The 2,226-nt window shown below is 47.8% G+C and carries 2 protein-coding genes; both read left to right on the top strand.

The genetic code is table 11. The features are described 5' to 3' along the window. The coding region (locus Q0241_RS21865) for an FAD-dependent oxidoreductase (protein ID WP_299381336.1) at window positions 1-1,143 on the top strand (1,143 nt) is incomplete at its 5' end. A 109-nt stretch (window positions 1,144-1,252) separates the two neighbouring features. Then, on the top strand, window positions 1,253-2,083 hold the full coding sequence (speE, locus tag Q0241_RS21860) for a polyamine aminopropyltransferase (protein WP_299381333.1): 831 nt from the start codon (window positions 1,253-1,255) through the stop codon (window positions 2,081-2,083). Window positions 2,084-2,226 lie beyond the last annotated feature (143 nt).

The following is a 2,226-nucleotide window of genomic DNA, read 5'->3' as shown; positions in this document are numbered from 1 at the left end:
TATGATCATGGCTGTACCTGGTTGCACTCTGCTGATGAAAATCCTTTGTCTTCTTTGATCCGGGATCAGACGGGATATGATACCTTTGACTTTGGGGCTAGGGAGCCAATTTATTTTGTGCAGGGGCAAGGCGAGGGCGGCAGAGGCGCGCGCCGGGCAACTGAACAGGAAATTCAGGAGATCGAGAAGGCCGAGGACGCGCTTTATGATGATCTCTGGGCTTATGATGTTGTTACACACGGTGATACTTCTATCCACAATCTGCGTCCGCCAAAGAATAAGTGGGATGAGTTGGCACAACTTCGGAAAGGCCCGTTTGAGGCCGGTGTGCATTCTGATCGCTTGTCGGTGATCGATTATCAAACACAGTATGAAACCGGAACAGAGTGGATGGTTCCGCAAGGCTTTGCCGCAGGAATTTTTAAAGCTCTTGGGTCTGTGCCCGTAAAACTGGGAACTGTTGTCGAGAAAATTGATTGGCAGGGGCAGGAAGTTAAAGTGCGATCCAATCAAGGGACGTTGACTTGTCGTGCTGTTGTCGTAACGGTACCGACTGAAATTATTGCCGATGAAACACTGAAATTTTTCCCGGGATTACCACAAGACAAGATGGCTGCTTTTCACGCGTTGCCGATGGCTTTATTGGATAAAATCAGCCTTCAGTTTGATTTGGGCTTTAAAGCACTTATCCCTGATGCGGATACAAATGAAGCCTATATCGAAGCACCGCAAGGCATGGACCAGATCGACAGTTGGCACAGTCATCTTCTGTGCCCCTTTGGGCAGGCCATGAGCACGATGTTTGTCGGCGGGCAATTGGCGCGCGATCTCACGGAAAGTAACCAAGAGGCGATGCAGGATTTTGCTGTGTCGTCGCTGGCGTCTGTTTTGGGGAATGATGTCAAAAAGCTTGTTCGCAAAGGGCATGCTACAAAATGGTTGGCTGATCCTTTTGCACGCGGGGGATACGCCTATTCAACTGTTGGTAAAAACCATCTAAGGGAAACCGCGCGTCAATCGGTGGCTGATCGTTTATTCTTTGCTGGTGAAGCGTTGCACGGCAAATGGGCAACCATGGCACCGGGGGCCTATCTGACAGGGCAACAGGCTGCACATGAAATTATGGATCATGTGATATCATAAATATTAACACCGATATTAACACTGGGTGATTTGGGGAATGTCGTGGACTTTTTTTGATAGAGAGCCTATGACTAAGAGACTTGTTTTAAGCTATTGAAAGTTCTGGAAAATGTCCTGGTTCGTAGAAGGTATTCACCCTGAAATTCGGCAATCTATCCGCCGGGATCAGGTTCTTTTCGAAGGGAAAACAGACTTTCAGCAGGTCGAAATTTTCGCAAATGATCTGTTGGGGCGCGTGCTTGTACTTGATGATGCTGTTCAGATTACGGAACACGATGAAGAGATCTATAGCGAGAGCATTACCCATGTACCGTTGCTATCCCACCCAGACCCAAAATCCGTTTTGATTATTGGGGCTGGGGACGGCACCGTTTTACGGGAAGTATTAAAGCACAAAACAGTACAACAGGTGACAATGGTGGAACTGGACGGTGCCTTGGTCAAAGTTTGCCGGGATCATTTGGCAACACTTCTTGATGGGGCATATGACGATCCCCGATTAAATTTAATTATCGGAGACGGCGCAGAATATTTGTCATCCAGTCAAAATCAGTACGATATTATTATCATTGATTCCACAGATCCTGATGACAATTCAACCAGCCTGTTTACAGATAATTTTTACCAAAGCTGCAAAGGCCGACTGGTCGAAGGCGGGGTTATGGTTGCCCAAGCGGGGTGCCCGTCTTATCAGCCTTCAATCCTAAAGCACATGCGGGATCGCATGCTGTCTTTGTTTGGCTTTGGTGGTTTTTATCATGCTGCAATCCCAACCTATGTGGGGGGGCTTCATGCTTTTGCTTGGGCGAGTGACAGAAGTGATCTGTCAAAACTGGCCGAACAAGATGATCCGGGTTTTCGGAAAGCAGAATTCCCCACACGCTATTACAGCGACCGGATGCACAAAGCTGCTTTTTATCTAGAGCCAGCTAAAGCCTAAGTTTGATGGTTTTAAGGGGCTATTTTGGTGCCCCAATCGTTTGCCAGTGACCTGCCCAGCAATTTGGCCCAGCAATTTGGCCCAGCAATTTGGCCCAGCAATTTGGCCCAGTAATCTGACCCAGTAATTTGATCCAGTAATTT

This window comes from uncultured Kiloniella sp., assembly GCF_937128705.1.
Taxonomy (GTDB): Bacteria; Pseudomonadota; Alphaproteobacteria; order Kiloniellales; family Kiloniellaceae; genus Kiloniella.
The sequence above is the reverse complement of the archived record's forward strand: the minus strand, read 5'-3'. Positions and strand labels throughout refer to the sequence as shown.